Origin of the sequence: Phytomonospora sp. NPDC050363 (assembly GCF_040655735.1) — a bacterium.
Lineage (GTDB): Bacteria > Actinomycetota > Actinomycetes > Mycobacteriales > Micromonosporaceae > Phytomonospora.
The window spans coordinates 51,547-76,503 of the sequence record NZ_JBFAKK010000008.1 but is presented as its reverse complement, the minus strand read 5'-3'; the positions used below and the strand labels follow the sequence as shown (position 1 = coordinate 76,503).

The following is a 24,957-nucleotide window of genomic DNA, read 5'->3' as shown; positions in this document are numbered from 1 at the left end:
GCGGCGACGCGCGCCGTCAATCGCCGAATGCCCGCCGTCGTCTACGGCCCGCGAGGGCCAACCCCAGCACGAGCACCGATCCCGCGCCCGCCAAGGGTTCCGGCGCCGGGTCGGCTTCACCGACCCGGTTGTTGCCGTTGCCGTTGTCCTCGCAGTTGGGCTCCCAGAAGTCGCAGGTCGGCGTCGGCGAGGGGCCACCGGTCGGATCCGGAGTACCGGTCGGATCGGGCGTTCCCGTCGGATCCGGCTCATCGGTCGGATCCGGCTCCTTGGTCGGCTCCGGCTCGATCGGCGCCGAGTGGTCGCCGTTGGTCGGGCTGCCCGTCTTCGTCGGCGGGTCGAAGACCTTGGGATCCTTGTCCTTGACGTACTTCACGGCCTTGTTCATGAACTCCCACCAGACCTGCCCGGACAGGCCGGAACCGTAGGTGGGGTTGCCGTCGGCGTCCTTGAGGGAGCCGTTCTCCTCGGACTTGTCACCCAGCCAACTCGCCGCGGCCAACTGCGGAATGTAGGCGGCGTACCAGTTCTGCGAGTTCTCGTCGCAGGTGTCCTTGCAGTACCGCTCCCACGTGCCGGTCTTGCCGGCGTACTCGCTGCCGTTGTCCAGCGTGGTCCCGCCGACGCTCGGGTGAATCGTCTTGAGGACGTGGCTGGCGTCGATCGCCACCTCCTGCGGGATCACCTGGACACCCTCGATCTTCTTGGTCGGCTCGATCTCCTCGCCGTTCTTGAGCACCTTCTTGATGAAGTGCGCCTCGTGGCGCTCGCCCTTGTTGGCGAGGGTGGCGAAAGCGGCGGCCATGTCGTGCACGCTGACCTGGTACTGGCCGAAGCCGACCTCGTTGTCGAAGCAGTTGTGGTATTCCTCGATCGGTGTGTTGTCGAGGTCCACCTGCTTGAATTTGCAGTGGTTCTCGCCGCCGCCGGTCATGTGCGTGATGCCCATGTCCCGCGCGGTCGCCACGACGTTCTCCGCACCATAGGTCGTCGTCATCGAGTAGGTCGGCACGTTCAGCGACTTTCGGATGGCGTCGATCATCTTGCAGTCTTTGCCGCAGCTGTTGTCGTTCTCGGAGTTGGTGACCTCTACCTCGCGGTCGTCGAACTTCTTCGGCGAGGTCGAGTCCCACAGCGAGTCGATCGAGGCGCCGCCGACGGTCTCGGTGCCGCGCAACGCCGTCAGCATCGTGAAGACCTTGAACGACGAGCCCGGCTGGTGCGGGCTGAGCAGGCCGGCCTTGTCCACGTCCGAGCCGTTGTCGCTGCCGCCGTAGTAGGCCTTGACCTCACCATTGCTGGGATCGACGGCGACCAGGGCGGCGCGCAGGTTGTCGGGCTGGGACTTCAAGACCTTGCCCTTGTCCGAGGCGGCGTCCTTGGCGGCCTTCTGCATCTTCTCGTCGATCGTCGTGACGATCGTGTAGCCGCCGGTCTTCTCCAGTGCCTCCTTGGAGATCCCGTATCGCTCCTCCAGCTCGCCGTGGAGCAGTTTGTGGGACACGAAACCGGTGTGCTTGTCGCCGCCGACGCTGGCCGGGTTGCTCGTCTTCTCCAGGGTCTCGGGGACCTCGGTGATCGACGCGCGGGTGGCGGCGTCGAGGTGGCCGATGGTCACCATGGAGTCGAGGACGTAGTCGAAGCGCTCCTTGACCTGCTGCTCGTTGTCGATCCCGAGCGGGTCCATCGGGTCGAAGGCGCCGCTGGGCGACTTGATCTGCCCGGCCAGCAGCGCGGCCTCGGCGACGGTCAGTTCGGTGGCGCTCTTGCCGAAGAAGGCCTTGGCCGCGGCGCCGATGCCCTCGGCGGTCCGTCCGAAGGGGACGAGGTCGAGGTAGAAGCCGAGGATCTGGTCCTTGGTGTACTTGTCGTCGAGCTTCATCGCGATCACCGCCTCCTCGGCCTTGCGGCCGTAGGACGCCTCGTCGCGGAACTCCGCGGCGATACCGGCGTACTGCTGGGTGATCGTGGAGGCGCCCTGCGTCTCGCCGCCGGTGATGTTGTTCCAGAAGGCGCGCATGACGCCCTTGAAGTCCACGCCGGGGTTGGTCTCGAAGGACTGGTCCTCGGCGGCGATCACGGCGTACCTGACGTGCTCGGGAAGCGTGGCGACGTCGACCTTCTCGCGGTAGGCGCTGCCCAGCCGCGCCATCTCCGACTCACCGTCGTCGTAGAAGACGACGTTCGTCTGCGGCATGGGGATGTCCTCGGGGAGCGCCACGCTCTGGAAGAACATCGTCCCGCCGAGCAGCCCGACGCCCGAGAGCATCACGGCGACGCATCCCATCGCGATGAGGCGCCGCTTGCGTTTGCGCTTCTTGAGCAGCTTCGCCTTGCCCTCGGGATCGTCGTCCTTCGGGGTTCCCACCCGGCGCTTGCCCGCGCCGGCGCGGCGGGTTCCTCCGCGCCGTTCGTAGGCGGCCTTCAGGGCCTCTTCGCGTTCCTGGGCGACCGCCTCGACCGAGGCACTTCCGGCGACGGCCTTCCGCCGGGCCGGCGACTCGCGCGGCGACCGGTAGTCGTAGTCGTCCCAGACCTCGTCGTCATAGCGGCGGTCGTTGCGGTGGTCACCGCCCGTCGCGTATCCGTCGCGTTGTCCGGCCGATTCGGCCCGGCCGCCACGATCACCGTACGAACGGTAGTCGTCGTGGTCGCCGTGGTCTCGATAATCGCCGTGGTCGCGATAGTCGGCCCGCGAGTCGTCGTACTGGCCGCGCGCCGGTTCGCGATCGGTGTGCCTGCCCATCCGGTCCCGCCTTTTTCGGTCTGGTACGGAGGTCTGGTGGTGCCTCGGGGATTCGTCGTGAACGGTGGTACTTCGGCCCGGGATACGACGAACCCGCCGACGAAGACTACTCGTCGGCGGGTTCGTGTGGATCAGGTGCTGCTGAGCGAATATCCGCGCTCGAAGGTGGCGTAGGGAAGCACGCTCATGGAGTCACCGAAGTGAGCCGACTCGCCACTGTGGATGGCACCGTCGCTCGCGAAGGGTGCCGATCCGGCGCCCCCCGCGATACCCCAGTTGTCGTTGTTCCCATTGCCATTGTTGCCATCGGCGTCCTGGCCGTCCTCACCGTCGGTCCCGGGGCCGCCGGGCCCACCGGGAATGATGGGACAGTTCGGGTCGATGATCGGCGTGCACTTGTCCTTGTCCTTCTCCTTGTCGGGCTTGGCGTCGCCGGCGTTGATGTCACCGGTTCCGACCTTCGCCGGGAAGGGGATGACCTCTTCGCCCGCGAGCGCCTTCTCCATGAAGTTCTTCCACACCGAGCCGGCCGTCATCGAGCCGTAGAGCTCGTTGCCGTTGACGTCGGTGACCTTGCCGTTGTCGTTCTTCTTGTCGCCGACCCACACCGCCGTCGACAGCTGCGGGGTGTATCCGACATACGAGGTGTTGGAGTTCTCACCGTCGTTGCAGTTCTCGACCTCACCGTTGACGCAGTCGCGCTCCCAGGTGCCGGTCTTGCTGCCGTTCGGGCGCATGCCGCCCTCCAGCGGACCGACGGAGGGCTGGATCCCCGAGGAGAGCACCCAGGAGATGTCGGCCGACTCGGCCGAGCCCATCGCGGGGGTCGCCGCCGGCTCGTACTTCGGCTCGACCTTCTCGCCGTCCTTGGTCACCTCGGCGATGAAGTGCGACTCCATGTGCGTGCCGTTGTTGGCGATCGTGCCCGCACCGACGGCCATGTCGAAGACGGTGGCCGGGTACTGGCCGAAGGACACCTCGCGGTCGAACCACTCACGGCTCTTGCTGAAGTCGAAGTCCTTGTCGAACTCGTGCCACTTGCCCTGGTTGTCCTCAAGACCGGTGATGCCCATGGCGGCCGCCATCTCGACGATCCTCTCGGCGCCCCACTTGTCGGCGATGGCGAACATCGGCGTGTTCAACGACTGGCGGATCTCCTCGGCGAGGGTGCAGCGTGCGCAGGCGCCGCTGCTGTCACCGGAGTTGACCACCGGGCCGGCCGGGTCGGTGTTCATGCGGCCCTCGAACTCGCGCGGGGTCGAGCCGTCCCACTTGGAGTCGACCGACGCGCCGCTCTGCAGCGCCGAGGCGAGGGTGAAGATCTTGAACGACGAACCCATCGGGTGCGCGTCGCCCTCGGGGTCGCTGTCCTTGATCTTCGGCGGGCGGCCGGCCTTGTCGATACCGGTGCCGTTCTCGGTGCCGCCGTAGTAGGCCTTCACCGCACCGGTTCGGGGATCGACCGCGACGAGCGCGGCGAGCAGGTTCTTCGGCTGGTCGGGCATGATCTCGCCCTTCTTGCCGCGAGAGGCCGCCTTGATGGCCGCGTCCTGCATCTTCTTGTCGATCGTCGTGGTGATCGTGTAACCACCGGCGTTCTCGATCGTGTTCGGGATGCCCTCGGCGGTGTTGCCGTTGCCGTAGAGCATGTCCGAGGTGATGCCGTAGCGCTTCTCCAGCTCGTCGATGACGTAGCGGTGGGAGACGAACCCGGTCGACTTGTTGTAGCCGAAGTCGGCGGGGTTGCTGGTCTTCTTCTCGACCTTCGGCAGCTCGTTGTAGACCTTGGTGTGCTCGTCGGCGGGGATCTTGTCCATCGCGAGCATGCTGTCGAGGACGTAGTGGTACCGGCCGATCACGTCGGCCTCGGTACCGGTGCCCTCGGGGTGCTCGGGGTCGTAGAAGCCGTCGGGCGACTTGATCTGCGCGGCCAGCAACGCGGCCTCGGCGTGGTTGAGCTCGGTGACCGGCTTGCCGTAGAAGGCCAGCGAGGCGGCGCCGATGCCGTAGGCGGAGCGTCCGATGTAGACGACGTCGAGGTAGAAGCCGAGGATCTCGTCCTTGCTGTACTCGTCGTCGAGCTTCATGGCGATGACGGCCTCACGCGCCTTGCGGCCGTAGGTCGCCTCGTCGCGCATGTTGGCCGCGATGCCCGCGTACTGCTGGGTGATCGTCGACGCACCCTGCTTCTGTCCGCCGGTGATGTTGTTCCAGAAGGCGCGCATGACGCCCTTGAAGTCGACACCGGGGTTGGTGTAGAAGGTCTCGTCCTCGGCCGCGATCACCGCGAACTTCACGTGCTCGGGGATCTGCTCGTAGGGGACGTTGACCCGAAACTCCTTGCCGATGCCGCCCATCGACTCCCCGCCGGCGTAGGTCACCGAGGAGGAGGCGGTCAGTTCGAGCTCGTCGGGCAGCGGGACCCCGGCCCAGAAAGTCGCGACGCCGAAGACGCTCACGCCTCCCAGCACCGCGACGACACAGCCGAAGATGGCCCATCTGCGGATGCGTTTCTTCTTCTTGAGCCGCTTCTTGCGGGCGGCGAGCTCCTCGTCGGAGGGCTTCGTGCGCGGACCGGTGACGGTCGCGCGGCCCTTCGCCTCGGCCTTGCCGACCGAGGCGCGTCCCACGGTGGGCGGCTCGTAGTCGTAGGGGTCGTGCGCGGGCGGAGCCGAGACCATGCCGGGCACCGACGCGCGACCGCTCGCCGGCTCGGCGTGGTTGCGCGCCGGGTCGGAGTAGTCGTATCCGTCACCCCAGGCGGGCGGCTGCCCACCCGCGGGTCCTCCACTCACCGGGCCGTCGCCGTAGCGGCGGTCCCCGTACGGCTGTCCGCCTGCGGGTCCGCCACTCACGGGAACCTCGCCGTAGCGGCGGTCTCCGTTGTCGTAGTTGTCGTAACCACCGGGCACGCGGGCTGAGCCGCGACTGGAGTGGTCGGCCATTCGGTCACACCTCTTCAAGCTGGTTCGGACGTGAAGACGACCGGGGTTCGCCGGAGCCGTGCGCCTTGCCCAGGAGGAAGCGGAACACCAGGTGATTCCACCCACAACCGCGGCAGACCTCTACTGCGTAGACCTCGAATTCACGAAAGCCGTTCGCAATGAGGGCCAGCTCGCGGAGGCTGCGCGCCTGTCCGGCCGACGTCTTCAGTTCGTCGCCAAATATGTAGTGCACGTTCCGGACGTTGTCGCGCCGGCAGATGGGGCAGCGACGTTGCGTCGCCTCACCATGAAACCTGGCCGCATTCAGCAGGTACGGCGAGGCGTCGCACACCTCGGCCGTACCGGTTCGTCCAGAGTAGACGTCACGCAGAAGCGCTCGCCGTTGAAGCGAGTAGTCCACCACCTGACGCTGAGCATGCACGGGCAAGAGCGTACGCGGGTTGGGCCACCTGGACACGCCTGGCCGCCCGCCTTGTCCGCATTCATGTGGAACATGACTCAAGCTCTTGCCGGTTCGGAGGATGAGCGCTAGGGTTTCGATGTATCAGACCGATACATCTGCGGGCTACATCGACGCACGTATCGGTTGACATTATCGAGGTTCGTGAACGGTGGTCCTCCGGTGTCCCCGGCCGGGACGGAGATCACCGCGCGCGACGAGGCGGGATGGGAGGCGAGGCGCGTGCTGGAGTTGGCCGTACTCGGTCTGCTGCACGAGTCGCCCATGCACGGCTACGAGTTGCGCAAGCGGCTCACGTCGTTGCTGGGGGCGTTTCGCGCCGCGTTCAGCTACGGCTCGCTGTATCCCACGCTCAAGCGCCTCAAAGAGGCCGGCTACATCGCCGAGGACGCGGGCGACCCCGACCAGCTGGTGCCGCCGCTGACCGGTAAGCGCGGGCGGATCGTGTACAAGCTCACCGCCGAGGGCAAGGAGCGGTTCGCCGACCTTCTCGCCCAGGCGGGTCCGGAGACCTACGAGGACTCCGGGTTCGGGGTCCACTTCGCGTTCTTCTCCCGGCTCGACCAGGCGCAGCGGTTGCGGATCCTCGAAGGCCGCCGCCGGCGCATCGAGGAGCGCCGGGAAGGCCTGCGCGAGACGCTGACCAGGTCGGTCGAGCGGCTCGACGCCTACACCCTCGAACTACAACGTCACGGACTCGACGCCTGCGAGCGGGAGGTGCGGTGGCTCAACGAGCTCATCGTCTCCGAGCAGTCCGGCAGACCGCCGTCGGTCACGACCGTCGGCGGGTCCAATAACCCGGAGCCGCAGGCTCCATCCGTTGAGGAGGCGTCCCCGGCAGAGCCGGACGCCGCCCGAAAAGAAGAGAACTAAGGAGGCATGCGCGATGGGTGCTGTTCGTGTGGCCATTGTCGGTGTCGGCAACTGCGCGTCTTCGCTCGTGCAGGGCGTGGAGTACTACAAGGACGCCGATCCAGGCCAGCGGGTCCCGGGTCTCATGCACGTCAAGTTCGGTGACTACCACGTCGGTGACGTGCAGTTCGTGGCCGCTTTCGACGTCGACGCCAAGAAGGTCGGCCAGGATCTGGCCGCGGCCATCTCGGCTTCGGAGAACAACACGGTCCAGTTCGCCGACGTGCCGCCCACCGGCGTGATGGTGCAGCGTGGACCGACCTTCGACGGTCTCGGGGAGTACTACCGCGAGATGGTGCAGGAGTCCGACGAGAAGCCGGTCGACGTGGCCGCCGCGCTGCGCGAGGCGAAGGTCGACGTGGTCGTGTCGTACCTGCCGGTCGGGTCCGAAGAGGCCGACAAGTTCTACGCGCAGGCCGCGATCGACGCCGGGTGCGGCTTCGTCAACGCCCTGCCCGTGTTCATCGCCTCGGACCCCGAGTGGGCCAAGAAGTTCGAGGACGCCGGGCTGCCGATCGTCGGTGACGACATCAAGAGCCAGGTCGGTGCGACGATCGTGCACCGCGAGCTGGCGAAGCTGTTCGAGGACCGTGGCGTGGAGTTGCTGCGGACCTACCAGCTGAACTTCGGCGGGAACATGGACTTCATGAACATGCTGGAGCGCAAGCGTCTGGTGTCGAAGAAGATCTCCAAGACCCAGTCGGTGACCTCGCAGATCCCCCACGAGATGGGGAAGAGCGATGTCCACATCGGACCGTCCGACCACGTGCCGTGGCTCGACGACCGCAAGTGGGCCTACATCCGGCTTGAGGGCCGTTCCTTCGGCGACACTCCGCTGAACGCGGAGCTGAAGCTTGAGGTGTGGGACTCGCCGAACAGCGCCGGCATCATCATCGATGCGGTGCGTGCGGCGAAGATCGCCCTCGACCGCAAGATCGCGGGTCCGGTCATGGGGCCGTCGGCTTACTTCATGAAGTCGCCGCCGGTGCAGTACGCCGACCACGACGCGCACGAGGCCGTCGAGCAGTTCATCCGCGGCGAGATCGCGAGCTGAGCTCTTTAGGTTCTGTACTTCGGGCCGCCCCTCACCGGAAGGTGGGGGGCGGCTCTTTTGGCGGGTTGTTCGACTGTCCGGTCAACTGTCGGGGCGGAGGCGATGGAAGTCCGCCCTGATCGCGTGCTGCTTCGAGTAGTGGTCTTCGAGCCGATGCCGCCCATGGTGCCTGTCGAGTTGGTAAGCCAGCAGACAGAAGTAACAGGTGCAGTACTTGAAGACCGAGAGGTCATGGTTATGAGCGGCGCTGACGAGAGTGGCGACCGCAGCCGCGACAGGCAGTGTCGCTAGGAGGGTGGCGCCGACGAGGAGTGTTACGTTCTCCGGTGACATTTGAGACCTGATTTCTCTGTCATCGCAGCCGCCCGGAGTTGTCTAGGCCACGGGCGGCTGCACTCTGTTTAGGGATCGAACGACTAAGTGCCAGCGGTCTTCGGGCCGATCGAGGCGAGCGCGGATCTCGTCGATGGCGTTGGCGAGCGCGTCGCAGGGGTAGGGGCCGTTGCAGGTGACGCAGCGGCCCGAGCGGCCTCGGGTGTGCAGGCGGTGCACCGTCCACGGGTCTGGTTCAGGCGGATTAGTGCCGCTCACGACAACGAATTCCCTTCGCCTCATCAGCTGTGAGTGAAAGCCGCGCGAGGAGATTGGTCGCCCACCGCAGTTCGTCGGATTTGTAGGGCTCGCACCCCACGACGTGCACCGCCCACCGGATGTCTTCCTCGCACCGCCAAGTCCCCGACGTCCCCCACAGGGATGCGTAATCGGCGAGCAACGCGAAAATGTGGTTCTCCCGTTTTGCACCGAGCCAGGCGACGAGATCCGTGAACGCCTTCCCTCGAAAATCGGGCGTGTCCGCGCTGGTCATGGCCCCCACCTTCCAGAACGTGATGCTGGTGTTACCCAAGTGACAGCATTACACACGAGTTCGGTAGAGTGCAAGAAGGGTAAATACAACGCTTCGATCCCGCGATATTGGAGGACACCAATGCCTGCCAAGAAGTTCCCGACTCTTCGCGCCCAGTGGCTCGGCGAGGAACTGCGCAAGCACCGCATGGACGCCAACGTCACGCTCGCCGACGCCGGGCAGTACCTACAGCGGGATCAGGGCACGATCAGCCGCATCGAAAACGGCCTCGTCCCGGCCCGCGTGGCGGACGTGATGGCGCTGCTCAACTTCTACGGCGTCGACGACCCGATGGTCCGCGCCAACCTCGAACAGATCAGCCGCGACGCCTGGCAGAAGGGTTGGTGGGACGGCTACTCGAAACACGCGCCCGCCTGGATGCTCGACCTCGCGTGGATGGAGAGCCGCGCCCGGCACATCCGCTCGTTCGACCCGATCGTGTTCCACGGGATGCTCCAGACAGAGGAATTCGCCCGCGCTTTGATCGCCGCCGGTGACCCGGACGTCAGCTCGGGTCAGATCGACAAGTGGGTCGACCTTCGCATGGAGCGCAAGCGCATCCTCGCTGGAAACCAGCCGGTGCGCTTCAGCTCGGTCGTCGATGAGTCAGTGTTGAGGCGTCGGCTTGGTGGTACCGAAGTGATTCGCGGCCAGCTACGCCACCTGCTGAACCTCGCGGACAACAGCTCGGTCCAGATCCGCGTTCTGCCAGGTGATGCACGCGTCCACCCCGCACCGAACGGCGCGTTCGCGCTACTCGATCTTCCCGAGCCGTATCCGCATGTCGGCCACATCGACACAGTCTCTGGAAACCTGTGGGTCGAAGGAGAAGAGGCCGATGTGATCGCCAAGCGATACGATCGCCTCGAGTCCGCCGCGCTAAGTCCAGCCGATTCGGCGGCGAAGATCCGGCAGTTGCTCAAGGAGCTCGAATGACCGTCTGGCGCAAAAGCAGCCGCAGCAGCAACGGCACCGGCCAGTGCGTCGAGGTCGCCTGCCTCAACGACCACCCCTGGCGCAAGTCGTCCCGCAGCAGCAACGGCACGGCCCAGTGTGTCGAGGTGGCCCCCACCGCCCCGGCCACCGTCGCCGTCCGCGACTCGAAAAACTCCGCCGGCCACGACTACCCGGTGCTCACCCTCACCACCCCGGCCTGGTCGGCCTTCCTCGCCGACCTCCGCACCGGCCGCCTCGACACCCTCTAACCCCCTCCGGCCCGGCGGCGGCACCCCACCCCGCCGAGCCCCGGTCTCACGCCCTCACCCCGCGCCGGCCCACCGCCTCACCCCAAGGCGAGCACGGCGACCGTCTGGTCCCCGCTCATCTCCCCGTTCTCCACGAACCCCAACTTCCGGTAGAACTCCTGCGGCCCATCACTTCCCGGGTGATACGTCACGTACAGCTCCGTCCCCCCACGCCGCCGGATCTCCGCCGCGACTTCCCCCACCGCGAAGCGCCCGTACCCCTTCCCCTGCGTCCCACCGTTGATGTTCAACCGCCACAACCCCGACCGGACGACACTCCTCGACCCGTCGCCCAGCCAGTCGATGTCCAGGAACGCCATCAGGAACCCCACCACGTCATCCCCGTCGAGGATCAACCTCGGCCACGCCACCCCCGGGTACATCGACGCCTCGGCGAGGGACTTCATCACCGGCGCCACCAAGTGCCCCTGGTCCTCCCGCACGCTCACCGCGGTGGCGGCGTCGAAGTTGTCGGGAGTGATCTCTTCCAAACGCAGTTTCGTCACGTGCGCAGAGTACGACGAGGCCCCCGGAAACCGTCCAGCGATTTCGGCCCGCTCAACCCCTCGGCCAGGGATCCCGCCTCGCCAGGGCCTCGCCCCGCGACAGCCCCGCCCGCTCGCCCTCCACCTCGCGGACCCGCAACTGCGCCCTGGTCCGGGGCCGGTACTTCGGATCCCTCCCGCACCCGCAGGGCTCGAATCCCTCGTAACGCAGCCCTTCCCGCAGCACCGCCACCACCACCGACCATCCGCTCACGTCACCGCGCCGGGGCGCTGCGAAGTCGTGCCCCGCACACGCCATCGCCGCCCCGCACGCCGGGCACGCGTGCTCCCCGGCGTGCCGCTTGAAGCTCAACCGGCAGACGACGCAGACATAGTGCAACTTGTAGGCCGTCTCGGCGTAGACGCACATGCGGCGAGGCTAACCCCCGCCGCACACTCCGGCCCCGCGAATATCGTTCCCCCATGGCCCACCCGCTCCTCGACCACTTCCTCGCCGCCGCCGACGGCACCTTCCCCGAGGTCGACGGCGCCGTCACCGTCCTCCCACCCCTCGACGACGGCCTCGAAGCCTCCGTCGCCTTCACCGGCCACGCCTTCATCGCCACCGCACTCCCCGCCGCCGCCCTCACCGGCGCCGACGGCTTCGGCGGCTCCATGTCGCCGGACGTCCTGCGCCTCCTCGGCGGCCCGGACGGCGAGATCGGCGTCCTCGACGCCACCCTCGTCGCCTTCGGCACCGGCCTGGGCGGCCCACCCGCCCGCGACGACCTCGCCGGGCACCCCCGCGTCGCCCACGCCCTCGGCCTTCGCCGCAACGTCGAGGTCTACGGCGACGAACGCGGACTGGTCACCATCTCCCAAGGCCTCGCCGGCCGCCGGGAACTCAGCATCGAGGTCACCGACACCGGCCGCGGTCGCGGGAGATCGCTCCTCACCGACGCCCTCGGGCTCGCCCCGTCGGGAGAACCCGTCTTCGCCGCCGTCTCACCGGGAAACGCCAGGTCGCTGCGCGCGTTCCTCGCCGTCGGCTTCACACCGATCGGCAGCGAGGTCATCATCCGCCCCCGCCGCCGACCCTGACAGCTGTCGGCCGCAGCCTCAGACCACCCGCAGCATGAACACGCCCCACCCGAAATACCGGCGCCCGTAAGCCATGTAGGACTTGCGCGACTGCTCGGCGAAGTCGCGCATCGCCTGCGCCTCAGGGTCGCCGGAGTTGGCGCGCAGCCAGTCGGCGATCGTCCGCCACTGCGCGGCGACGTAACGGTCCCAGGAGTCGTGGTCGGCGTGGACCATCTCGATCAGCTCGCACCCCGCTGCCTCGAACCGTTCCAGCGTCCCCGAAAGCGACACCGAGTCCGGCGCCCCCAGCGCCTCGACCGCCTCCGCCGGCGGCTCGTCGATCCAGTACGGCTCACCCACCAGCAACAACCCGTCGGGAGCCAGGGCACGCTTCATCAAGTCGAGCGTCCCGGCCAGTCCGCCACCGATCCACGTCGCCCCAATGCACGACACCACGTCGAAAGCGCCCTCCTCGGCGACGTGGGCGCCGGCGTCGCCGCTGACGAAGGTGAGCCGGTCGGCGACCCGCAGCTCAGCGGCCCGACGCTCGGCGGCGAGGAGGAAGTAGTCGCTCAGATCGACGCCCACACCCGTGATCCCGTAGGTCGACGACCAGCGCGCGAGCATCTCACCCTTCCCGCAGGCCAGGTCGAGCTGCCGCATGCCGGCCCGCAGCCGGCACAGCTCACCGAGAAGGTCCAGTTTGGACTCGGTGAAGGGATTGAGGATCCGGTGGTTCGCCTCGGCGATCTCATGGTGACGCAACGACATGCGGCGAGTGTGGCGGCAAGATCGGCTCAGGGCAACACCATTGGCCGAAACACGCCGCCGGCCTGACGTTCCCGATCACTGGAAAGGCCACCACCGTGTGGGGCCAGCCGGGCCCTCGTGACGGTGGTGGCGGGGAAGCCCTCATCTGTCTACGCGACGGCGATGACTTCGGTGATCTTGCGGATCATCTCGGTCAGGGGTGCGCTGGGGACGCTGCTGCCGGCGCGTGCGGCGGCGTCGAGGGCGACGGCGATGGTGGCGCGGAAGTTGTCGGCCTCGGCGGGATCGTGGGCATCGAGGAGGGTCACCGACGCGGCGAGCGCGGGGAAGACCTGGTCGGCGAGGACGGCGCCGGACTTGGTCTGGAGTCTGAAGTCCTTGGACTTGGCGGACAGGACGTGTCCGACCAGGCCGGTCGCCGAGTTCAGCGCGAGGGTGCCGTGGGTGGCGACCTTGTGCGGCGAGCCGGCGACGTCGGCGAAGGACAGCAGCGTGATCGCGCCGAAGGCGGCGGTGCGGATGGTGGCCTTGTCCTGGTCGGAGAGGTTGACGGTCATGACTGGTGCTCCTTGGAAAATGTACCGGTGAAGATGTGACGTGGTCTGCGGTGAGGTCTTGCCGAGTTGCGGAGGTCGTCGCCGAAGAGGTCAGCGGCCGGCGCGGTCGATGACGTCCCGGACGGCCTGGACGACGGCATCGGCGCGGTCGACGATGATCTGACTGTGGTTGGTGTCGCTGAGGATCCGCTGCTCACCGTTGGAGACCGAGGCGACCAGTGCCGCGTCGAGGCGCACCTTCCCGTCGTGGACGGCCTGCATGACCTCCTCCGACATGAGGGACTGCTGTGCGGGGTCGACACCGACGGGAGTCAAGGCGATGACCGGGACGTCGGGCACCTGCGGCCCGGTGTGCAGTTCCTCGGCGAGGGACACCATCTGGCCTCGCTCGGCGATGCCGGCGGTGATCCAGCGCCGCGACACGTGGTAGTCGACGACCGCGTCACGGACGGCCTCGGGGTAGTCGGCGAACATGGCGGCGATCATGTCCCGCATCAACGGCAGGGCCTGTTCGAGCTGCTCGGCCGAGGGCGCCAGCTCCTCGCCCGCCGCCAAGCCCGCCTCGACCGGCAGGAACGCGTCCCAGTCACGGTGGAAGGCGTCCACCCAGACCAGTCCGGCGACGTCGTCGGGGAAGAGCTGCGCGAAGCGATGCGCGAACGCACCCCCGAGCGAGTGCGCGACGAGGACATAAGGACTCTCGATCCCTTGCGACGCCAGGACTTCGTGCAGCTCGGTCACCACGGCCTCGCCCGACCGGGGGAGAGGAGCATCGTCGCTGAAGCCGGTACCGGCCCGGTCGTAGACCACGGCGGTCGCGAAGCCGGCGACCCGCTGCTGCAGACCGAAGTAGTCCAGCCCGATCGCACTGGCACCCGGAAGGAAGACGACCGCGGGACCGGCCGCGTCACCGGCACGGTGAACGAAGATCCGCCGCCCACCGACCTCGGCGTACCCGCCGATGGGGAGAGAGGGAAGAACACCGGCGGCTGCGGGAACGGAAGCGGGCGCGGGAGTGGAGGCGCTGGAGGTGGAGGCGGAGAAGTGGACGGACGGGGCGGAGGCGGTGCTGGCGTTGTTCATGTCGGCAACTATCGGCGGCCGACCTGACAACGCCCTGACGCTCCGCTGTCGCGACCCCTGACAGCCGACTGACACAGTGTTCAGGCAGGTGAGCACGCGTTGCGACAGGGCAAGGGGAGACGTTCGGACCCGCCGGAGAGGCAAAGCCGAACCCCCGCGACACCCTCGCGCCACCGTGGCGACGCCAAGACCGGCCCACGCGGCGGCCCGGCCGCTACGGGAAGACGGTGCTCACCCGCCACCGATGCCCGGTGCCCATACCCGGCTCACGCATGGGCTTGCGTCCGCAGACCGCGCCACCCCGCCCGGCACAAGCCGAGCTGAAGGAGTCGCGGGTGGAGACGCAGTCTCCTCCGCCTTACGAGCGCAACGTGTAGAGCAAGCCGCGCACCACCGGCTGTATGCAAACTTCCCACGGGGCACCCCACCCAGCGCAACCCGAGCCAGAGGGGGTGCGGGTGGAGACGCAGTCTCCCCCGCCTTGCGAGCGCAGCGAGCAGGGATCAGAGCATCCCCGCGTAATCGTTCGCGTCGTTCATCGCGCCGGAGTTGTGGGCGAGGGCCTCGTTGAGGGCCTGGATGACCTGGTCGAGAAGCCCGATGCTGCTCTCGACCTTCGGGTTCGACGAGCCGGAGGTGCTGTCGCGCAGTTGCGCGATGGCCTCGTTGTGCTTGTCGATCGCCGACTGGATCAGCGCGGCCCCGTCTTGCGCGGAGTCGGCCGCCTGTGCGATCCCGGACTTGACGTCATCGATGCCCGCCATGCTGCCCACCTCTCGGAAACCTTGCCGCTGAAGGGATTACGACACTAGCGGCAGGGGAGGGCCGGGCACCACTCAGGCGATGAGGCTCCAGGAACCGCACCCGCGGGTGCGGAAGGCCTTGTCGCTGTGGGCGATGGTGACGATCTCGGGCGCGCCGGGCTGCGCCTCGCCGTTGGCGATGATGTCGCCGAACTCGCCGCTGGTCCCCGACAGCCGCTCCCAGTAGCAGAGGATCGCCGTCTCGGGCACGAGCGCGCGGAACTGGCCGGGCGTGATGTCGGTGCCGACGAGGTAGGTGCCCTCACCGGCGAAGGCGGTGGCGGGCCTGTCGGTCTTCGGCGGCACGAGCGATTTGGGGGCGACGGCGGGTGGTTTGGGCGCGGTCGGCAACCCGGGGGTGGGCACGACGGCGAGGCCGCCGGTGGCGCGGTCGTCGTTGGCGCGGATGACTCCGAGGATCCCGCACACCAGGCACAGCAGGATGACGACGGCCGCCGCGATTATCGCGACGACCGCACCGGTCGAGAGTTTCTTCGGCGGGGGCCCGCCGCTGAACGGCCCGCCGGGAACGCCGCCGGGAGGCGCGCCACCGGGCCCTCCGCCAGGAAAGCCCGGCACCCCATAAGGGGTGCCGGGCTGTTGAAGCGATGGCGGCACGATCGCCGTCGGCGGCTCCTCCGCGCCCGGAGGCGAAGGCACATCCCCTGGTGAGGGCGGCCTCGGAGGCTCGGGCGCCGGCTCCGTCGGACTCGGCGGTGTCGGGGCCGGCGAGGGCGGCATGGGTTCGGGCCGCGTCGGATCCGGCGGTGTCGGGCTCGGTGGGTTCGGGCCGGGACCGGGGGACCAGGGGTCCCCGGGACGGCCCGGCGGGCTCGGAGGGATGGGAATCGGCTGTGCCGGGTCCGGGCGACCGGGCTGGCCTGGCGGCTGCGGCGTCGGATCGTGGCTCATGGGTCCATCGTCATATGCGAAACGCCCTTTGGGGGCCGAATCGGCCAACCCGCCGCCGACTCCGCGTGCGCGGCCCGTGCCGCCGACCGTGATCGAGCGCGCGGGCTCGGTCCTTCTACCTGCCCGAAGACGGCGGCCACCGACCTCGACTCGGGCGCGTCCGGCCGCCGAAAGAAATTCGCCCGTCGTCACAGCCCCCGCGCACGGCGCCGGTCCCCGACGTGCCGTTCACCCGACGCGATAGGTCACATGCGTGACGAGCTCGGTGCCGGTGACCTCGACCGGTGTCAGCTTCGGGTCGCCCACACCGGCCAGGAGGCGCTCGCCTTTGCCGACCACGATGGGAGCGATGTGGAGACGCATCTCGTCGATGTGCCCGGCGGCGAGGTACTGGTTGACGGTGTGCGCGCCGCCCGTGATGGAGACGTCCCGGTCGCCGGCCGCCTCGCGAGCCTGAGTGAGGGCGGAATCGATGCCGTCGGTGACAAAGTGGAAGGTGGTGCCGCCTTCCATCGGGATCGAGGCGCGCGGGTGATGGGTCAGGACGAACACCGGGCCGTGGTACGGCGGGTCGGCACCCCACCAACCGGTCCAGTCCAGGTCCCACTCGCCACGGCCGGGGCCGAACATGTTGCGGCCCATGATGAAGGCCCCGGCGTCGGTGATGCGCTCAAGGACCTCGGCGTGCTTCTCCGGCTCATCGAACCGCCACTGGAGCAGCCGCTCGAAGATGCCCTCACCGAAGGGCTTGTCGAGGCTCTGACGGGGTCCGGCGGCGAAACCGTCGAGGGATATCGCCATGTCGGTGATGACCTTGCTCATGTGACTGCTCCTCGGGTTCGGGCGGGCCTCTGGACGGCCGCTCACCTGGTGGTCGCAGCCCTCGACGGCTTTTCGACATTTCGGCCGGGAGAACTTCCCCGAGCCTTCGCGCCCTGGAGCGTGCCCTAGGCGATCAGCGCCCGCACGGCCTCGATGATCGCCGCACGGCTCGCCTCGGGATCCTGCCCGGACGCCGCGCCGTGCGGCACCGCGCCGGTCCCGACCGGCGCCCAGGCCGAGGCGATGCCCAGGATGATCGTGAGCAGGGCCGCCGGCGGGATGCGCGCGCTGATCCGCCGGCCGGCCTGCGCGTCGGCGATCGCGGCGAGCTTCGCGGCGTGCACCTCGCCGGCGTCGGCGGGTTCGGTCCCGGCGTCGCCGATCTCCAGTCGCCGCCAGGTCGCCAGCCGGAGCACATCGGGGTGCTCGCGGTAGTAGTCGAAGAGCCGGACGGCGTAGCCGGGCAGGTCCTCGACGGTGAACGGGACCCGTTCGAGACCCGTGGCCACCTCGGCGTCGAACACGGCGTCGAAGAGCCGCAGCTTGTTCTCGAAGTACACGTAGATGAGGTTCTTGTTGGCCTTGGCCGCCGCGGCGATGCGGTCGACGCGCGCGCCGGCGATGCCATGTGCCGCGAACTCGGCGGTGGCGGCCTGGAGGATGCGGGCCTTGGTCGCCTCTGCGCGGGACATGGCATCACTCTAGCCACCGTCGCGGGCGCCTAGATCCTCCCGACCGGCCAGGTGACGGCCTTCTCGGTGAGGAACTCCGCGATCCCGTAGGCGCCGCCTTCCCGGCCGAGACCGCTGGCCTTGCGTCCTCCGAAAGGCGCGTCGGGGTGGACGCCGAAGGAGGAGTTGACGTTGACCATGCCGGTGCGCAGCCGGGCCGCGACGGCGCGGGCGCGGGCGAAGTCCTGGGTGAAGACGCCGGCGTTGAGGCCGTAGTCGCTGTCGTTGGCGATGGCGACGGCCTCGTCGTCGCCGCGGAAGCCGATGACGGCCCCGACGGGACCGAAGATCTCCTCGCGGGCGACGCGCATGGAGTTGCCGACGCCGGTGAGGAGTGTCGGTTCGAGGAAGAAGCCGCGGTCGAGGTGCGCCGGACGGCGGCCGCCGAAGGCGACCCGGGCGCCCTCGGCCTCGGCGCCGGCGATCATCAGCTCGACGCGATCACGCGCGGCACCGTGGATGAGCGGCCCCATCGTCACCGCCGCGTCGGCGGGGTCGCCGACCGTGACGTGCGCCAGCATCGCCACGACCCGGGCGACGAACTCCTCGTGCACCGATTCCTCGACGAGGGTCCGGGTCAGCAGGAGGCAGCCCTGGCCGCAGTTCGCGGCGATGTTCCCGGCCGCCTCCGCGGCGGCGCGGTCGAGATCGGCGTCGGCGAAGACGATGTTGGCCGACTTCCCGCCGAGTTCGAGGATCACCTTCGTCAGGCGGCCCGAGGCCTGCGCCATCACCGCGCGGCCGACCGCGTCGGAGCCGGTGAAGCTGATGACGTCGACGCCGGGACCGGTCGTCAACTCGACTCCGGCGTCGAGGCCGCCGGTGATGACGTTGACGACTCCGGGCGGGAAACCCGCCTCCTCGGCGAGTTCGGCGAGCAGCAGGCCGGTCAGCGGCGTGTGCACCGACGGCTTGATGACCGTGGTGCAGCCGGCGGCCAGCGCCCAGGCCATCTTGTGCACGGCACCGGCGACGGGCGCGTTGAACGGCGTGATGAGCGCGGCGACGCCGAGCGGCTCCAGGTCGACGACGCCCTGGATCGCCTGCGGGAGACCGGTCAGGGTGTAGCCGCTGTGCGGGGCGAGCGGTGTGGTGAAGGCGAACGCGGGCAGCAGGCGCTCGGCGACGTCGCGCAGGTGCGCGATGGGGGTCTGGACGTGGACGGGCCCGGCCTGGGAGACCGGGAAGCCGCCCTCCTTGACGACCAGGTCGATCAGGTCGGCGGCGCGTCGCTCCATCGCCTCGGCGAGGGCGAGCAGGTGTCCCGCGCGGTCTTTCGGCGACATCGCGGGCCAGGGGCCGTCGTCGAAGGCGCGGCGGGCGGCGGCGACGGCCGAGGCGGTGTCGGTTGCCGAGGCGTCGGGGGCGGTGCCGAAGACCTCACCGGTGGCGGGGTCGACGACGTGGAGGCGGTCGGGGCGGTCGCTTTCGGTCCAGCGTCCGTCGATGAAGAGGTGCGTGCGGTCGTGCGACATGGGTGGCTCCGTGGTCGATGGTGCGTGAAGACTAAATCTAACTAACCAGTTAGTCAACTAGAGCCCATGGAAACCGGGCTCCCGTCCCATGAAGAGCAGCCCCTAAGCCGCCTTGAACTCCGCGCGCATACGCACCCCCGCCTCCAGCTCCAGCAGCCGCGACTTGACCTCGGACCCGGCGGCGTAACCGTTCAGCGTCCCGTTCGAGCCCACGACCCGGTGGCACGGCACGATCACCGCGATCGGGTTGTAGCTGTTGGCCATGCCGACGGCTCTGGCCGCACGCGGCTGCCCGACCCGCACGGCGATCTCGGTGTAGGTCGCGGTCTGCCCGTAGGGGATGGCGAGCAGCTCCTTCCACACCAGGCGCTCGAAGTCCGAGCCGGCCATGGACAGCGGCACCTCGAACTCGGTGCGCGTGCCGTCGAAGTACTCGCCGAGCTGTCTGGCCGTCTCGGCGAGCAGCGGATGGGCGTCATCGCGCTCACCACGGGGATCCGGGGCGGCGGCGAAGAGCAGCCCGGTGAGGGCGGTCCCGTCGGTGGCCAGCTTCAACTCGCCGATCGGGGAGGTGACAGTGGTCCAGCGCATGTGAGCAGTTTGGCGCACGGGTGTGACACTACGGCGAACACGAGGCGTCATGAACTCGATGGTCCCCGCAGGAAGCCCACGCACGGTCCGAGCACGTAGGCTCGCCCAATGCGAACCGAGGGTCATCTGCGCGCGGTCTTCCGGGAAAGCGGTTTCCGCCGCCTGCTGGCAGTGCGCCTGACCAGTCAGGTCGCCGACGGTTTCTTCCAGGCCGGACTGGCCGGAACGTTGCTGTTCAACCCGAACAACCAAACGACCGCGATGGCCGTCGCCGCCGGTTTCGCGCTGCTCGTGGTGCCCTACTCGGTCCTCGGGCCCTACGTCGGGGTCTTCCTCGATCGCTGGAGCCGCCGCAACATCCTCTTCAAGGCGAACCTGGTGCGCGCGGCGCTGGTCGTGCCGACCGCGCTGCTCATCGGCTTCGGCGCGGACCTGTGGCTCTACGCCACGGGAGCGCTGCTCATCATCGCCGTCAACCGCTTCATCCTCGCCGGCCTGTCGGCGGCCCAGCCGCACGTGGTCACCCGGGAGAACCTGGTGACGGCCAACTCGATCGGGCCGACGCTGGGGACGGCGGCCTACACGATCGGAATCGGCTCCGCGGCGGGGATCCGGCTGCTCATCGGCGACACCTCCGCCGACTACGGCACCATCTCGATGATCGCCATCGTCGGCTACCTGTGCGCCGCCTTCATCGCGCGGGCGTCCTTCGGCGTCGAGACGCTCGGGCCCGACGCCTCCGAACGCCACGCCGATCGCAGCATCGTCGCCGAGATCGGCCGCACGACGCGCGGGATGGTCGACGGCGTAAGGCATCTCGTCGACCGGCGCGGCGCGGCCTACCTGATGATCGTGCAGGGGATCTACCGCTTCCTCTACGGCGTGCTCACCATCGCCACGCTCCAGCTCTTCCGCGTCTACTTCGAGGCCGGCGACCACTCCGAGAAGGCGATCGGCGGACTGGCGGCCGTCTTCGTGGCCGGCTCGATCGGCGGTCTCATCGGCGCGCTGATCACCCCGAGGCTGACACGCGCGTTCGGTCCCCGCATGTGGGTCCTGGTGGTGCTGTGCGGGGTCGGTGCCGACATCATCGTGTTCGGTTCGCCGTTCCTGCAGATCCTGCTGATAGTGGCGACGCTGGTGCTCAACATCGGGTCGCAGAGCCTCAAGATCGTGCTGGACACGTCGATCCAGATCGCCTGCGACGACGAGTTCCGCGGCCGCGTCTTCAGCTTCAACGACACCGCCTTCAACGTCTGCTGGGTCCTCGGCCAGCTCGCGGGAGCGCTGGTGCTGCCCGACAACGGCAAGTCCCTCGCCGTGATCGTGGCGATCGCGCTCGGCTATCTGCTGCTCGCGGGCGGGTACGCGTTGGCATCCCGGCGCCATACTCCCTACGATCGACCCTCGTGGACGACGACGCAGTGAAGCCCGCCGACGACGACGAGCCGACCGGCAAGCACGCCCAGAAGCCGGAAGAAGCCGCAAGCGAGGGCGAGTCGGGAAAGCCCGACTCCGCCATCAGGGACTCCGAGCCCCTCGACGACACGAAGGTACTCAAGGCCGAGGAGCCGCCGCGCCGTTCGGCGCCGCCCCAGGAGGACACCCCGCCCTGGGACAGCCCGGGCCGGCCCCGCAACGCCGTCATCGGCATCCTGCTCACCGTGGCCCTCCTGGGCGCCGCGGGCCTCATCGGCTGGGCCATGCTGCGCCCGTCCATTGAGGACGGTTCCACCGGCGCGGTCAGCGACCCGAGCGGCCCCTGCGAGCTGCGCACGGTCGACGAGATGCCCGGCGACGGAGGCGTTCCAGCCGTCGAAGGCATCCCCGAGCGCTCCACGGCCGTCCTGACCACCAACCTCGGCCAGGTCACCGTCATGCTCTTCGGCGACCTCGCGCCCTGCGGCGTCGCGTCCTTCACCCACCTGTCGCGCCAAGGGTCCTACAACTCCGCTACCTGCCCCTCGATGACCTCGGCACTGACCGAGCCCACGCTGATCCTGCGCTGCGGCATCCCCACCGACCAGGGCGGACCCGGCTACCGCGTCCGCGGCGAGCACCCCTTCGCCGACACCGCCGTCGTCGACGCGCTCGCGCTCGTCAACGACGCCGACGGCCGCTCCGGCGCGGAGTTCGCGCTCATCCGCGGCCAGTCGGTGCCGACCAACAACCTCACCGTCATCGGCCAGGTCATCGACGGCTTCGGCGTGCTCGACTCGATCACCGCCCAGGGCGGCGCCGCGTCCTACGCCGGCCCGCCACCGATGCCGGTCACCGTCCTGACCGTGACCGTCCTAGGTGGACCCCCCGGACCGTCGAGTTCGAGCGGCTCCGGCCTTCCGGGACTGCCTAGCGGACCGCGCTGAGCGGAGAAGCGTCGAGGAGCCGCTGCGCGTCGGAGACATCTCCGGCGACGGCGGCTCTCTCGCTCTCCACGGCCCCGGCGAGCGTCAGCGCACCGCCGAAGAGTTCGCCCATGGTCGCGTCATCGGTCTCGACGACCACCGCGGCCGGCTCCCCCGACCGCCCGCGCCACAACGAGACCAGCTCGCCCTCCCGGACCTCGACGCGGTAGACGTCCCGGTCGAGCCGGAACTCGTAACTCCCCGTCCACTGTGGATCCCTGGAACCGAAGAAGGTCCGCAGCCCAAGGAACATCGAGTCGGTCCCCACCGCCCCTTCGAGCGGCACGACCGGCGAGCGCACACCCCAATGCGCCAGCGCGCGAAAGACCGGATCCAGCTCGGCACCCCACTCGGTGAGCCCGTACTCCTTGCCGCGCTTGCGAAGAATCCCGACGGCCTCCAGATCACGCAACCGCTGCGACAGCACACTCGGCCCGATCCCCGGCAGCGCGGCCTGCAGATCGCCGTAACGGCGCGGACCCAACCGCAGCTCACGGACCACGAGGAGGGCCCAGCGCTCGCCGACCAGGTCGAGGGAGTGGGCGATCGGGCAGGCCTGGCCGTAGGTGCGCTTCTCGGGCATCGCGTTGACTCCTTCCACTACTACGATTATCGTAGCAGTAACTTCGAAAACCGTAGGAGCTGTCATGAGCGAGCGAATGATCGACGCCAACGGCGCCGAACTGTGCGTCGAGACCTTCGGCGACCCCTCCGACCCGGTCGTACTCCTCATCGGCGGCGGCGCCTCCTCCATGGACTGGTGGCAGAAGGAATTCTGCGCGCTGCTCGCCGAAGACCGCCACGTCATCCGCTACGACCTGCGCGACACCGGCCGCTCGGTCTCCTACCCCGCCGGCAAGCCCGGCTACACCCACGACGATCTCGCCGAGGACGCCGTCGGGATCCTCGACGCCCTCGCCATCGAGACCGCCTGCCTGGCCGGGATCTCCCTGGGCGGCGGCATCGCACAGCGCGCCGCCGTCGCGCACCCCGACCGCGTCTCGTCGCTGGTGCTGATGTCGACCAGCCCCGGGGGACCGGGCGGCCCCGGCAACGACCTGCCGCCGATGACGCCCGAGGTCGCCGCGTCCTTCGCGTCGGAGGAACCGGGCCCCGACACGTCCACAAAGGAGGGACTGTTCGAGGCCTTCCTGCTGGGGGAGCGGATGTTCGCCGGCGCGCGACCCGTCGACGAGGAGGAGCTGCGCGAGCTGTCCTACCGCGTCTTCGCCCGCACCAAGGACATCCCGGCCTCGCTCTACAACCACTTCGCCGCGGCGGCCGGCGAAGAGGTCCGCCCCCGCCTCGGCGAGATCAAGGCGCCGACGCTGGTCGTCCACGGCACCCACGACCCGCTCTTCCCGCTCGGGCACGCCGAGGCGCTGGCGCGCGAGATCCCGGGCGCGCGGCTGCTGCCGCTGGAGGGCGTCGGGCACCAGATGCCGCCGAAGGAGTTCTGGGGCGTCGTGGTCGCGGGGATCCGGGAGGTCAGCGGGGGATAGCGCGTCCCGAGGTCACTCGGTCGGCAGGATCCCCTTCTCCTTCGCCCAGCGCCACAGTTCGGCCTCCGCCTCGTCGCGCGACAGCGGCCCGCGGTCGAGCCGGACCTCCTTCAGGTGGCTCCACGCCTCCCCGACGATCCGCCCCGGAGCCAGACCCAGCAGGCGCATGATCTCGTTGCCGTCGAGGTCGGGCCGCACGCGTGCCAGGTCCTCCTCCTCGCGCAGCCGCTCGATGCGCTCCTCCAGCGCGTCGTAGTCGGCGGCGAGACGGGACGCCTTGCGCTTGTTGCGGGTCGTGCAGTCCGAGCGGGTCAGCTTGTGCAGCCGCGACAGTTCCGGGCCGGCGTCGGTGACGTAGCGGCGCACCGCCGAGTCGGTCCACTCGCCGCGCCCGTACCCGTAGAAGCGCAGGTGCAGGGCGATCAGGTGCGAGATCGAGGTGACCTGGTCCTTGGGGAACTTCAGGTCCCGCAGGCGTTTGCGCGCCATCCGCGCGCCGACCAGCTCGTGGTGGTGGAACGTCACCCGGCCGTCGGTGCCAAGGCCCTTGGTGTCGGGTTTGCCTATGTCGTGCAGCAGCGCGGCGATGCGCAGCACCACGTCGGGCCCGTCGTCCTCAAGGGACACCGCGTTGCGCACGACCGTCAGCGTGTGCTCGTAGACGTCCTTGTGCTGCGCGTGCTCGTCGATCTGCATCCGCAGGTTCGGCAGCTCCGGCAGGAACACGTCGGCGAGTCCGGTGTCGACCAGCAGGCGCAGTCCCAGCACGGGGTCGAGGCCGCCCATCAGCTTCACGAACTCGTCGCGGATCCGTTCGGCGGTGATCCGCGACAGGTCGCCCGACATCGCCGTCATCGCCGCGCGGACGTCACCGTCCACATCGAACTCCAGCTGGGCGGCGAAGCGCGCGGCCCGCAGCATCCGCAGCGGGTCGTCGGCGAAGGACTCCTGCGGCGTGCCGGGAGTGCGCAGCACCCGGCGGGCGAGGTCGCCGCGCCCGTCGTGCGGGTCGGAGAACTCGTGCCCGGGCACCGAGACGGCCATCGCGTTGATGGTGAAGTCGCGGCGGCGCAGGTCGTCTTCGAGGGTGTCGCCGTAGGCCACGATCGGATTGCGGCCGACACGGTCGTACTGATCCGCCCGGAATGTGGTCACCTCGACCCGTTCGCCGCGAAAAGTCGCGCCGATCGTGCCGAAGGCCGCGCCGGTCGTCCAGGTGGTCGAGGCGATCCGCTCCAGCAGTTCGAGGGTCTGCTCGGGGCGGGCCGAGGTCGCGAAGTCGAGGTCCTCCCACGCGGCCCCCGTCTTGCCTATCCGCCCGAGCAGGGCGTCGCGTACCGAACCGCCCACGAGGTGCAGCTCGAATCCGGCGTCGGCGAAGGCCCGGCCGAGTTCATCGGCGACCGGGGGGACACTCAACTCATCGATAGCGATACGGTCTGACATCAATCGGAAAGCCTATCCGACCCTCC

General features: G+C 68.8%; 25 protein-coding genes. 8 read left to right on the top strand and 17 right to left on the bottom strand.

From position 1 onward, the window contains the following. Positions 1 to 16: 16 nt before the first annotated feature. From AB0I28_RS22210 to AB0I28_RS22200, 3 genes are all read right to left on the bottom strand, one after another. Positions 17 to 2,746 (bottom strand): transglycosylase domain-containing protein, encoded by a 2,730-nt coding sequence (locus AB0I28_RS22210; protein WP_357496114.1) that lies wholly within the window; start codon positions 2,744 to 2,746, stop codon positions 17 to 19. A 131-nt stretch (positions 2,747 to 2,877) separates the two neighbouring features. Next, the gene (locus AB0I28_RS22205; protein WP_357496112.1) at positions 2,878 to 5,691 is read right to left on the bottom strand and encodes a transglycosylase domain-containing protein; all 2,814 of its coding nucleotides are present in this window, start codon (positions 5,689 to 5,691) and stop codon (positions 2,878 to 2,880) included. A 4-nt stretch (positions 5,692 to 5,695) separates the two neighbouring features. After that, positions 5,696 to 6,112 carry a DUF5318 family protein gene (locus AB0I28_RS22200; protein ID WP_357496111.1) on the bottom strand — a complete coding sequence of 139 codons (417 nt, stop codon included), beginning with the start codon at positions 6,110 to 6,112 and terminating at the stop codon, positions 5,696 to 5,698. 261 nt (positions 6,113 to 6,373) lie between these two features. On the opposite strand from AB0I28_RS22200, the gene AB0I28_RS22195 reads away from it, so the two are divergent. Together AB0I28_RS22195 and AB0I28_RS22190 are read left to right on the top strand one after the other, a co-directional pair. Then, positions 6,374 to 7,024 carry a PadR family transcriptional regulator gene (locus AB0I28_RS22195; protein WP_357496699.1) on the top strand — a complete coding sequence of 217 codons (651 nt, stop codon included), beginning with the start codon at positions 6,374 to 6,376 and terminating at the stop codon, positions 7,022 to 7,024. A gap of 13 nt (positions 7,025 to 7,037) precedes the next feature. After that, positions 7,038 to 8,117 carry an inositol-3-phosphate synthase gene (locus AB0I28_RS22190; protein ID WP_357496109.1) on the top strand — a complete coding sequence of 360 codons (1,080 nt, stop codon included), beginning with the start codon at positions 7,038 to 7,040 and terminating at the stop codon, positions 8,115 to 8,117. Positions 8,118 to 8,694: 577 nt separating this feature from the next. Here the strand turns inward: AB0I28_RS22190 and AB0I28_RS22185 are convergent. Beyond that, positions 8,695 to 8,982: a hypothetical protein gene (locus tag AB0I28_RS22185; protein ID WP_357496107.1), complete on the bottom strand. Its 288-nt coding sequence runs from the start codon at positions 8,980 to 8,982 to the stop codon at positions 8,695 to 8,697. A 120-nt stretch (positions 8,983 to 9,102) separates the two neighbouring features. Between AB0I28_RS22185 and AB0I28_RS22180 the strand changes: the two genes are divergently transcribed. Next, the gene (locus AB0I28_RS22180; RefSeq protein ID WP_357496106.1) at positions 9,103 to 9,957 is read left to right on the top strand and encodes a helix-turn-helix transcriptional regulator; all 855 of its coding nucleotides are present in this window, start codon (positions 9,103 to 9,105) and stop codon (positions 9,955 to 9,957) included. Beyond that, complete coding sequence (locus AB0I28_RS22175; protein WP_357496104.1) at positions 9,954 to 10,226, top strand: DUF397 domain-containing protein; 273 nt, start codon at positions 9,954 to 9,956, stop codon at positions 10,224 to 10,226. Before AB0I28_RS22180 ends, AB0I28_RS22175 begins: the two co-directional genes overlap by 4 nt. A gap of 77 nt (positions 10,227 to 10,303) precedes the next feature. Here the strand turns inward: AB0I28_RS22175 and AB0I28_RS22170 are convergent, their stop codons facing one another. Together AB0I28_RS22170 and AB0I28_RS22165 are read right to left on the bottom strand one after the other, a co-directional pair. Further along, entirely contained in the window at positions 10,304 to 10,771 is a 468-nt protein-coding gene (locus AB0I28_RS22170) for a GNAT family N-acetyltransferase (protein WP_357496103.1), read from the bottom strand. 52 nt (positions 10,772 to 10,823) lie between these two features. Further along, on the bottom strand, positions 10,824 to 11,180 hold the full coding sequence (locus AB0I28_RS22165) for a hypothetical protein (RefSeq protein WP_357496102.1): 357 nt from the start codon (positions 11,178 to 11,180) through the stop codon (positions 10,824 to 10,826). 53 nt (positions 11,181 to 11,233) lie between these two features. Between AB0I28_RS22165 and AB0I28_RS22160 the strand changes: the two genes are divergently transcribed. Next, a complete protein-coding gene (locus tag AB0I28_RS22160) occupies positions 11,234 to 11,851 on the top strand; it encodes a hypothetical protein (RefSeq protein WP_357496100.1) in 618 nt (205 codons plus the stop codon). An 18-nt stretch (positions 11,852 to 11,869) separates the two neighbouring features. Here the strand turns inward: AB0I28_RS22160 and AB0I28_RS22155 are convergent, their stop codons facing one another. The 9 genes from AB0I28_RS22155 to AB0I28_RS22115 all read right to left on the bottom strand — a co-directional run bounded on the left by AB0I28_RS22155 (position 11,870) and on the right by AB0I28_RS22115 (position 19,578). Beyond that, positions 11,870 to 12,604 (bottom strand): methyltransferase domain-containing protein, encoded by a 735-nt coding sequence (locus AB0I28_RS22155; RefSeq protein WP_357496098.1) that lies wholly within the window; start codon positions 12,602 to 12,604, stop codon positions 11,870 to 11,872. A gap of 149 nt (positions 12,605 to 12,753) precedes the next feature. Next, the gene (locus tag AB0I28_RS22150; protein WP_357496096.1) at positions 12,754 to 13,161 is read right to left on the bottom strand and encodes a hypothetical protein; all 408 of its coding nucleotides are present in this window, start codon (positions 13,159 to 13,161) and stop codon (positions 12,754 to 12,756) included. Positions 13,162 to 13,251: 90 nt separating this feature from the next. After that, complete coding sequence (locus tag AB0I28_RS22145; RefSeq protein ID WP_357496095.1) at positions 13,252 to 14,244, bottom strand: alpha/beta hydrolase; 993 nt, start codon at positions 14,242 to 14,244, stop codon at positions 13,252 to 13,254. A 503-nt stretch (positions 14,245 to 14,747) separates the two neighbouring features. Then, positions 14,748 to 15,008, bottom strand: a complete 261-nt coding sequence (locus AB0I28_RS22140; RefSeq protein WP_357496093.1) for a hypothetical protein — start codon at positions 15,006 to 15,008, stop codon at positions 14,748 to 14,750. 72 nt (positions 15,009 to 15,080) lie between these two features. Then, positions 15,081 to 15,626, bottom strand: coding sequence for a hypothetical protein (locus AB0I28_RS22135; RefSeq protein ID WP_357496091.1), 546 nt, complete (start codon positions 15,624 to 15,626; stop codon positions 15,081 to 15,083). A 561-nt stretch (positions 15,627 to 16,187) separates the two neighbouring features. Next, complete coding sequence (locus AB0I28_RS22130) at positions 16,188 to 16,781, bottom strand: dihydrofolate reductase family protein (RefSeq protein WP_357496089.1); 594 nt, start codon at positions 16,779 to 16,781, stop codon at positions 16,188 to 16,190. 125 nt (positions 16,782 to 16,906) lie between these two features. Next, positions 16,907 to 17,473, bottom strand: coding sequence for a TetR family transcriptional regulator (locus tag AB0I28_RS22125; RefSeq protein ID WP_357496087.1), 567 nt, complete (start codon positions 17,471 to 17,473; stop codon positions 16,907 to 16,909). Positions 17,474 to 17,502: 29 nt separating this feature from the next. Next, positions 17,503 to 18,987 carry an aldehyde dehydrogenase family protein gene (locus AB0I28_RS22120; protein WP_357496085.1) on the bottom strand — a complete coding sequence of 495 codons (1,485 nt, stop codon included), beginning with the start codon at positions 18,985 to 18,987 and terminating at the stop codon, positions 17,503 to 17,505. Between the two features lie 102 nt (positions 18,988 to 19,089). Next, positions 19,090 to 19,578 (bottom strand): methylated-DNA--[protein]-cysteine S-methyltransferase, encoded by a 489-nt coding sequence (locus AB0I28_RS22115; RefSeq protein ID WP_357496084.1) that lies wholly within the window; start codon positions 19,576 to 19,578, stop codon positions 19,090 to 19,092. Between the two features lie 108 nt (positions 19,579 to 19,686). On the opposite strand from AB0I28_RS22115, the gene AB0I28_RS22110 reads away from it, so the two are divergent. Together AB0I28_RS22110 and AB0I28_RS22105 are read left to right on the top strand one after the other, a co-directional pair. After that, positions 19,687 to 21,006, top strand: a complete 1,320-nt coding sequence (locus AB0I28_RS22110) for an MFS transporter (protein ID WP_357496082.1) — start codon at positions 19,687 to 19,689, stop codon at positions 21,004 to 21,006. Next, positions 20,988 to 21,944 (top strand): peptidylprolyl isomerase, encoded by a 957-nt coding sequence (locus tag AB0I28_RS22105; RefSeq protein ID WP_357496080.1) that lies wholly within the window; start codon positions 20,988 to 20,990, stop codon positions 21,942 to 21,944. The genes AB0I28_RS22110 and AB0I28_RS22105 overlap by 19 nt, the downstream gene beginning before the upstream one ends. Here the strand turns inward: AB0I28_RS22105 and AB0I28_RS22100 are convergent. Next, entirely contained in the window at positions 21,928 to 22,566 is a 639-nt protein-coding gene (locus AB0I28_RS22100; RefSeq protein ID WP_357496078.1) for a winged helix-turn-helix transcriptional regulator, read from the bottom strand. The two genes, AB0I28_RS22105 and AB0I28_RS22100, sit on opposite strands and share 17 nt — an antisense overlap. A gap of 64 nt (positions 22,567 to 22,630) precedes the next feature. On the opposite strand from AB0I28_RS22100, the gene AB0I28_RS22095 reads away from it, so the two are divergent. Then, a complete protein-coding gene (locus tag AB0I28_RS22095) occupies positions 22,631 to 23,485 on the top strand; it encodes an alpha/beta hydrolase (protein ID WP_357496076.1) in 855 nt (284 codons plus the stop codon). A 12-nt stretch (positions 23,486 to 23,497) separates the two neighbouring features. Here the strand turns inward: AB0I28_RS22095 and AB0I28_RS22090 are convergent, their stop codons facing one another. Continuing rightward, positions 23,498 to 24,931: a CCA tRNA nucleotidyltransferase gene (locus AB0I28_RS22090; protein WP_357496075.1), complete on the bottom strand. Its 1,434-nt coding sequence runs from the start codon at positions 24,929 to 24,931 to the stop codon at positions 23,498 to 23,500. Positions 24,932 to 24,957 lie beyond the last annotated feature (26 nt).